Annotated in this window: 7 protein-coding genes; 1 reads left to right on the top strand and 6 read right to left on the bottom strand. The window is 72.8% G+C overall.

Translation table 11 applies throughout. The features are described 5' to 3' along the window. The 4 genes from AOK09_RS06775 to AOK09_RS06760 all read right to left on the bottom strand — a co-directional run. The coding region (locus tag AOK09_RS06775; RefSeq protein WP_055586210.1) for a GuaB3 family IMP dehydrogenase-related protein at positions 1-998 on the bottom strand (998 nt) is incomplete at its 3' end. Between the two features lie 123 nt (positions 999-1,121). Then, positions 1,122-2,624, bottom strand: coding sequence for an IMP dehydrogenase (gene guaB / locus AOK09_RS06770; protein WP_055586205.1), 1,503 nt, complete (start codon positions 2,622-2,624; stop codon positions 1,122-1,124). A 494-nt stretch (positions 2,625-3,118) separates the two neighbouring features. Continuing rightward, positions 3,119-3,856, bottom strand: a complete 738-nt coding sequence (shbA, locus tag AOK09_RS06765) for an RNA polymerase sigma factor ShbA (protein WP_079062812.1) — start codon at positions 3,854-3,856, stop codon at positions 3,119-3,121. A gap of 309 nt (positions 3,857-4,165) precedes the next feature. After that, the gene (locus tag AOK09_RS06760) at positions 4,166-4,777 is read right to left on the bottom strand and encodes a response regulator transcription factor (RefSeq protein ID WP_014136228.1); all 612 of its coding nucleotides are present in this window, start codon (positions 4,775-4,777) and stop codon (positions 4,166-4,168) included. 526 nt (positions 4,778-5,303) lie between these two features. On the opposite strand from AOK09_RS06760, the gene AOK09_RS06755 reads away from it, so the two are divergent. Continuing rightward, entirely contained in the window at positions 5,304-5,630 is a 327-nt protein-coding gene (locus AOK09_RS06755; RefSeq protein ID WP_055586203.1) for a WhiB family transcriptional regulator, read from the top strand. A 167-nt stretch (positions 5,631-5,797) separates the two neighbouring features. On the opposite strand, the gene AOK09_RS06750 is transcribed toward AOK09_RS06755, so the two are convergent. Together AOK09_RS06750 and groL are read right to left on the bottom strand one after the other, a co-directional pair. After that, positions 5,798-6,826 carry a LysR family transcriptional regulator gene (locus AOK09_RS06750; RefSeq protein ID WP_055586202.1) on the bottom strand — a complete coding sequence of 343 codons (1,029 nt, stop codon included), beginning with the start codon at positions 6,824-6,826 and terminating at the stop codon, positions 5,798-5,800. Positions 6,827-6,913: 87 nt separating this feature from the next. Beyond that, a partial coding sequence (gene groL / locus AOK09_RS06745; RefSeq protein WP_055586201.1) for a chaperonin GroEL occupies positions 6,914-8,293 on the bottom strand: 1,380 nt, incomplete at its 5' end.

Genomic DNA, 8,293 nt, shown 5'->3' with positions numbered 1-8,293 from the left:
GAGGGGCCGAGCAGGATCTCCTCCGTGGTGCCCACGGTGCCCAGGTGGACCCGCTTGCCGCGCGGCAGCTCGTCGTGGACGGCCTCCATGCCCCAGTGGTGGCCCCGGCCGGGGGCGTCGGTGGCGCGGGCCAGCGCGGCCCCGATCATCACCGCGTCCGCGCCGCAGGCCACGGCCTTGGCCAGGTCGCCGCTGTAGCCGACCCCGCCGTCCGCGATGACGTGCACATAGCGGCCGCCGGACTCGTCCATGTAGTCACGGCGGGCGGCCGCGACATCGGCGACGGCGGTGGCCATCGGCACCTGGATGCCCAGCACCGCCCGGGTGGTGTGGGCGGCGCCGCCGCCGAAGCCGACCAGCACACCGGCCGCGCCGGTGCGCATCAGGTGCAGCGCCGCGGTGTAGGTGGCGCAGCCGCCGACGATCACCGGGACGTCGAGCTCGTAGATGAACTGCTTGAGGTTGAGCGGCTCGGCGGCGCCGGAGACATGCTCGGCCGAGACCGTGGTCCCACGGATCACGAAGACGTCGACCCCGGCGTCCACGACCGCCTTGGAGAACTCGGCGGTGCGCTGCGGGGAGAGGGCGGCGGCGGTGACCACACCGGAGTCCCGCACCTCCTTGATCCGCTGCCCGATCAGCTCGGGCTTGATCGGCTCCGCGTAGATCTCCTGGAGGCGCCGGGTGGCGGCGCGCTCGTCGGCCAGTGCGGCGACCTCGGCGAGCAGCGGCTCGGGGTCCTCGTAACGGGTCCAGAGACCTTCGAGGTTGAGGACGCCCAGGCCGCCGAGCCGGCCGATGGCGATGGCCTGCGCGGGGGAGACCACGCTGTCCATGGGGGCGGCCAGGAAGGGCAGTTCAAAGCGGTAGGCGTCGATCTGCCAGGCGATCGAGACCTCCTTGGGGTCGCGGGTACGCCGGCTCGGGACGACGGCGATGTCGTCGAAGGCGTATGCCCGCCGGCCGCGCTTTCCCCGCCCGATCTCGATCTCGGTCACTTCGAGCCCTTCCGCTGTCTTCGTCCGAACCGGCCGGGGTTCCGCACCCGCAGCCGTACACCAGTATCCCGGAACGGCGCCCGCCCGCCGCAGGAGGTGCGGCGGGCGGGCGGACCGTGCGGGTCAGCGGCCGTGGTAGTTGGGCGCCTCGATGGTCATCTGGATGTCGTGCGGGTGGCTCTCCTTGAGCCCCGCCGCGGTGATCCGGACGAACCGGCCCTTGTCCTTGAGCTCCTGGATGTCGGCCGAGCCCGCGTACCCCATGGAGGAGCGCAGGCCGCCGATGAGCTGGTGGACGACCGAGGCCAGCGGGCCGCGGTAGGGGACCTGGCCCTCGATGCCCTCGGGGACGAGCTTGTCCTCGGAGAGCACGTTGTCCTGGAAGTAGCGGTCCTTGGAGAAGGACCTGCCCTGGCCGCGTCCCTGCATGGCGCCCAGCGAGCCCATGCCGCGGTAGGACTTGAACTGCTTGCCGTTGATGAAGAGCAGCTCGCCCGGCGACTCCTCGCAGCCCGCCAGCAGGCTGCCCAGCATCACCGTGTCGGCGCCGGCCGCGATGGCCTTGGCGATGTCGCCGGAGTACTGCAGGCCGCCGTCGCCGATCACCGGCACACCGGCCGCGATGGCCGCCTGGGCGGCCTCGTAGATCGCGGTGACCTGCGGGACGCCGACACCGGCGACCACGCGGGTGGTGCAGATGGAGCCGGGGCCCACACCGACCTTGATGCCGTCGGCACCGGCGTCGATCAGCGCCTGGGCGCCGTCGCGGGTGGCGACGTTGCCTGCCACCACGTCGACCCGGATGTTGGCCTTGACCTTGGCGACCATGTCCAGGATGCCGCGGCTGTGGCCGTGGGCGCTGTCGATCACCAGGAAGTCCACCCCGGCCTCGACCAGGGCCAGCGCCCGGTCGTACGCGGCGTCGCCGACGCCGACCGCGGCGCCGACGATCAGCCGGCCCTCGGCGTCCTTGGCGGCATTGGGGTACTGCTCGGCCTTGACGAAGTCCTTGACCGTGATCAGGCCCTTGAGCCGGCCCTCGTCGTCGACCAGCGGAAGCTTCTCGATCTTGTGGCGGCGCAGCAGCCCGATGGCGTCCTCGCCGGAGATGCCGACCTTGCCGGTGATCAGCGGCATGGGGGTCATGACCTCGCGGACCTCGCGGCTGCGGTCCGACTCGAAGGCCATGTCGCGGTTGGTGACGATGCCGAGCAGCTTGCCGGCCGCGTCGGTGACCGGGACACCGCTGATCCGGAACTTGGCGCAGAGGGCGTCCGCGTCGAGCAGGGTGGCGTCCGGGCGGACCGTGATGGGGTCGGTCACCATGCCGGACTCGGAGCGTTTCACCAGGTCGACCTGGTTGACCTGGTCCTCGACCGAGAGATTGCGGTGCAGCACGCCGACGCCGCCCTGGCGGGCCATGGCGATGGCCATCCGGGCCTCGGTGACCTTGTCCATGGCTGCGGAGAGCAGCGGGATGTTGACCGAGACGTTCCGGCTGACCCGGGACGAGGTGTCCACCTGGTTGGGCAGCACCTCGGAGGCACCAGGGAGCAGCAGGACGTCGTCGTAGGTGAGCCCGAGCATGGCGAACTTCTCGGGTACGCCGGCGGCGTTGGAGGACATGAATACCTTCCCGTGGTGGGCCGGACCGATCCGATGTGCGGAGGTGGACGCGATCTCTTCGGATGTGGCGGAGGGAAGGGAGGTCGTCCGGCCTCCGCCCGCCCGCGCGCTCGCACCGGCACCTGCACGGGGCTGCTCGGGGGCACCGAGACACTGCGGGGGACGCCGAGGCTCCGCCCGGGTACCGGAACTCCATGTTACTGGGATGCGAAGTGTTTCCGTCCCGCCCCCTTGACACAGCACCGGGCGGTCTCCGGTCGGCACGGGCAGCGGCGCCCCCGGGGGCGGCAGGGCCCGCCTCTCGCCTGACGGCCGTGGGCGACCGCCCGGCACGCACCCCGGCGGACGGGGGTGGCCGAGCGCCCGGGCCGTCGGGGGCCCGGGCGGGCGGCGGCGTTGACAGCCACGAGCGGAGCGGGAGAGGCGTCGCGCGGCTCCCCGCGGCGCGGGGTGCCGGCGGCGGAACGCACCGGTCCTGGCGGGGGACGGGCGGATCAGGCGCTGAGGCCGGTCGCGCCTTCGGCCTCCTCGGCCAGCGCCCGCAGCCTGCTGAGGGCGCGGTGCTGGGCGACCCGTACGGCGCCCGCGGACATCCCGAGGACCTCCCCGGTCTCCTCCGCGGTGAGGCCGGCCGCGACCCGCAGCAGCACCAACTCCCGCTGCCGGGGCGGCAGGCAGGCCAGCAGTTCGCGGGCCCAGGCGGCGTCGCTGCTGAGCAGCGCCCGCTCCTCGGGGCCGAGCGACTCGTCCGCCGTCTCCGGCAGGACGTCGGCGGGCACCGCCGTGGAGGCGGGGCCGCGCATGGCGGCCCGCTGCAGATCCGCGATCTTGTGGGCCGCGATGCCGTAGACGAACGCCTCGAAGGGCCGGCCCTCGTCCCGGTAGCGCGGCAGTGCGCACAGCACGGCCAGGCAGACGTCCTGCGCCACGTCGTCGACATGGTGCCTGGCTCCGCCGGGCAGCCTGGTCAGCCGCGCCCGGCAGTACCGCAGCACCAGCGGATGCACATGGGCGAGCAGCGCATCGGTGGCCCGGCCGTCGCCCTGGACGGCGCGGCCGACCAGGTCGCCCACCACCGTCGGCTCGGGCACTCTCTCCGCCACCCTCCGCACCGCGACGCCCCCTTGGCGACCGGCGACTCTGGCTTGACGCGTCTCCACGGCGCCCGCTCCTGCGAGCGTGGCGCCGCCGAAGTCTGCCTCGCCGGGGGCGGCTACCTCGTCGTCGCGCATCGGTCCATGGTGCCTGGTCGTTCGAGAAAACGCGGCACCGGCTCCGGACTTGTGCACCGGAACGTTATGTGCTGCCCCGTGCTCCGTGGTCGCGGCCTGCGGTGCGGTGTCCGGCGGCGGGTCCCCGAGGTGCTCCATACTCCTATGGTGCGTCCTCGGCCCGCCGCTGACACCATGCCGCCGCCCACATCGCACCGTAGAGCGGACGACCGGTCCGCCGGAAGGCGGTGCGGGGACCCCTTCCGGGGTGCGGCCGGCCCCTCACGACCTGCGCCGTTCCGCCGGGAGCCGGCGCCGTCGGCCCGACTCTCAGCGGACCAGGCCCCAGCGAAAGCCGAGCGCCACTGCATGCGCCCGGTCCGACGCCCCGAGCTTCTTGAAGAGGCGGCGCGCATGGGTCTTCACGGTGTCCTCGGAGAGGAACAGCTCCCGGCCGATCTCGGCGTTGCTCCGCCCGTGGCTCATGCCCTCCAGCACCTGGATCTCCCGTGCGGTGAGGGTGGGAGCCGCGCCCATGTCCGGGGAGCGCAGCCGGCGGGGGGCCAGTCGCCAGGTGGGGTCGGCCAGCGCCTGGGTCACGGTGGCCCGCAGTTCGGCGCGCGACGCGTCCTTGTGCAGATAGCCGCGGGCGCCGGCGGCGACGGCCAGCGCCACCCCGTCGAGGTCCTCGGCGACGGTCAGCATGATGATCCGGGCCCCCGGATCGGCTGACAGCAGCCGCCGTACCGTTTCGACCCCCCCGAGACCGGGCATCCGGACGTCCATCAGGACGAGGTCGGAGCGGTCCGCCACCCAGCGGCGGAGAACCTCCTCGCCGTTGGTGGCCGTGGTCACCCGGTCGACACCGGGCACGGTCGCCACCGCTCGGCGGAGCGCCTCCCGGGCAAGCGGGGAATCGTCGCACACGAGAACGGATGTCATGACCGTCCTCCGCAGCTGATCCGCGTCACGTTGAGCCTCCTGGCTGGTACGAATCGTCACCGACACGGCCAATGACGACAGGCTGTGGTTCTGATCGCTCGCACTTGCACGCGATCGTTCCCGACGCCCGGCGCCCGCTAACCGCCTCCGCACTCCCAACGACCGTCACTCGAATGAGTTACGGGGATGGCGGCCACCTCCACCACTCTACGTGGTCGACCCGTTACCGATCGCCGCCCGCCGCCCGGCCCGCGTGCCGCACGACGGCGGTCCGGGACCCGGCGTAGTCCCAACGAGTGCACCCGCCCCCAGGACACGCCACAGGCACGCCGCCGCACACTGCGCGGCATTGGTCCGTTTTCGCGGCATTTGTTAGGGGGAGGTCTGTTGTGCAACCCAATGGGCATCTTGTCCTATAGATCTCTCTGTAGGTCTTATTCCAGGTGTCCGCACTGACGCCCCGGAGCCTCGCCTCGACGGTCGACGCACCGGCATCTAAGCCCCAAATCCTTTGAGGGGATGAGCCATGGCCGACTTCTCCCGCCTTCCCGGCCCCAACGCAGACCTGTGGGACTGGCAGCTCTCGGCGGCCTGCCGCGGCGTGGACAGCTCCCTGTTCTTCCATCCCGAGGGCGAGCGCGGCGCGGCCCGCTCCTCCCGGGAGCAGGCGGCCAAGGAGGTGTGCATGCGCTGTCCGGTCAGGGCGCAGTGTGCGGCGCACGCACTCACCGTCCGGGAGCCCTACGGCGTGTGGGGCGGGCTGACCGAGGACGAGCGCGAGGAGCTCCAGGGCCGGGCCCGCCACCGGCTGGTGGAGGTACCGCTGATCGGCCCGTCGCACGGGCCGCACTGAGCCACCCGCTCCCCTGCCCGTCCGCGGGCAGGACCTGGTGGGAGGCGCCCGGTGGCCGCAGTCGCAGCGCGGCCGGGGGCCGGCGACCGGCGGCGGTCCGGCCCGGCGCCGGGATCCACCGCAGGACCGCTCCTGCGTGAGCGGTCCCGCCGGGCCGCGGCCCGGCGTCAGCCCCGGCGCTGGGCGGCCGCCCCCGCCAACCGGTCCAGCATCAGCTCCACGGCCGGCACCTCCCCCAGGTCGGGCAGCGTCAGCGCCACCACCTCACGCGCCGCCCGCGGGGCCAGCGGTACCAGGGCGACCCCGGTCTGCCGTACCGGCTCCAGCGCCAGTCCGGGCAGTACCGCCACCCCCACCCCCGCCGCGACCAGGCCGACCACCGCCGGGTAGTCGTCGGTGGCGAAGTCGATGCGCGGTTCAAAACCTGCCCCGGCGCAGAGCTCCACCAGATGCCCCCGGCACTGCGGACAGCCGGCGATCCACTGCTCCCCCGCCAGCTCCGACAGCTCCACCGGGTCGTCGGGGCCGCGCCCGGCCAGCGGGTGCCCGGACGGCACCAGGCCGACCAGGGGGTCGTCCAGCAGCGGGCGCACCACCAGGTCGGACCAGTCGTTGGCGGCGGCCGAGGCGGCGGCCTCCAGAGCGGCCTCGGCCCGTGCCTCCCGCCGTGATCCATGGCCTGCGGTCTCCACGCCCGCGACCGGGGCGGCCGTCACGGGAGGACGGGCGCCCTGCGCCGCCTCCGGGTAACGGAAGGCCAGCGCCACCTCGCACTCGCCGCCGCGCAGCATCGCCAGCGACTCCGGGGGCTCCGCCTCGACCAGCGAGACCTGCACCCCGGGGCGGGAGGCGCGCATCTCGGCGACCGCCCTGGGCACCAGGGTGGAACTGGCGGTGGGGAAGGAGACCAGGCGTACCCGGCCGGCCCGCAGCCCGGCGATTGCCGCGACCTCCTCCTCGGCGGCGGTGAGCCCGGCGAGGATGCCGTTGGCGTGCCTCAGCAGAGCCCGTCCGGCGTCGGTGAGCTGCATCCCGCGGCCGGAGCGCACCACCAGCGGGGTCTCCACCGACTTCTCCAGCGCCTTCATCTGCTGGCTGACGGCGGGCTGGGTGCAGCCCAGTTCGCGGGCCGCCGCGGAGTAGGAGCCGGTCCGTGACACGGCCCGCAGGACCCTCAGATGACGTGCCTCGATCACCCGCCAAGCATAAGCAGTCCTTTGGGAAAACGCCCTCGGCCCGGGCCTTCCTGGGAAGGTCCGGGCCGAGGGTGAGTACTGGGAGGCTCAGTGCGAGTGGCCGTGGCCACCGTGCGAGTGGCCCGCGGCGACCTCCTCCTCCTCCTCCTTCTTCTCCACCACCAGGGTCTCGGTGGTGAGCAGCAGGGAGGCGATGGAGGCGGCGTTCTCCAGGGCGGAGCGGGTGACCTTGACCGGGTCGATGACGCCGGCCTTCACCAGGTCGCCGTACTCGCCGGTGGCGGCGTTGTAGCCGTGGCCGGCGTCCAGCTCGGAGACCTTGGAGGTGATCACATAGCCCTCGAGGCCGGCGTTCTGGGCGATCCAGCGCAGCGGCTCGACCAGGGCGCGGCGGACGACCGCGACACCGGTGGCCTCGTCGCCGGAGAGGCCGAGGCCGTTCTCCAGCACCTTGGCGGAGTGGACCAGGGAGGCGCCGCCGCCGGCGACGATGCCCTCCTCGACCGCGGCGCGGGTCGCCGAGATGGCGTCCTCGAGGCGGTGCTTCTTCTCCTTGAGCTCCACCTCCGTGGCGGCGCCGACCCGGATCACGCAGACGCCGCCGGCCAGCTTGGCCAGGCGCTCCTGCAGCTTCTCGCGGTCCCAGTCGGAGTCGGTGGTCTCGATCTCGGCCTTGATCTGGGCGACCCGGCCGGCGACCTCCTCCGAGGAGCCCGAGCCGTCGACGACGGTGGTGTTGTCCTTGGTGACGGTCACCCGGCGGGCGCTGCCCAGCACGTCCAGACCGGCCTGGTCGAGCTTGAGGCCGACCTCCTCGGCGATCACGGTGGCGCCGGTGAGGGTGGCGATGTCGCCCAGCATGGCCTTGCGGCGGTCGCCGAAGCCCGGGGCCTTCACCGCGACGGCGTTGAAGGTGCCACGGATCTTGTTGACCACGAGGGTGGAGAGGGCCTCGCCCTCGACGTCCTCGGCGATGATCAGCAGCGGCCGGCTGGCGCCGCCCTGCAGGATCTTCTCCAGCAGCGGCAGCAGGTCCTGGATCGAGGAGATCTTGCCCTGGTGGATCAGGATGTACGGGTCGTCGAGGACGGCCTCCATACGCTCCTGGTCGGTCACCATGTACGGGGACAGGTAGCCCTTGTCGAACTGCATGCCCTCGGTGAAGTCCAGCTCCAGGCCGAAGGTGTTGGACTCCTCGACGGTGATCACACCGTCCTTGCCGACCTTGTCCATCGCCTCGGCGATCAGCTCGCCGACCTGCGGGTCCTGGGCGGACAGCGCGGCCACGGCGGCGATGTCGTCCTTGCCCTCGATCTCACGGGCGATGCCGAGCAGGTGCTCGGAGACGGCCGCCACGGCGGCGTCGATGCCCTTCTTGAGACCGGCCGGGCCGGCGCCCGCCGCGACGTTGCGCAGACCCTCGTTGACCAGGGCCTGGGCCAGCACGGTGGCGGTGGTGGTGCCGTC

This window comes from Peterkaempfera griseoplana, assembly GCF_001418575.1.
GTDB lineage: Bacteria > Actinomycetota > Actinomycetes > Streptomycetales > Streptomycetaceae > Peterkaempfera > Peterkaempfera griseoplana.
Note: the sequence above shows the minus strand (reverse complement) of the source record. Positions and strands in the feature narration are given on the sequence as shown.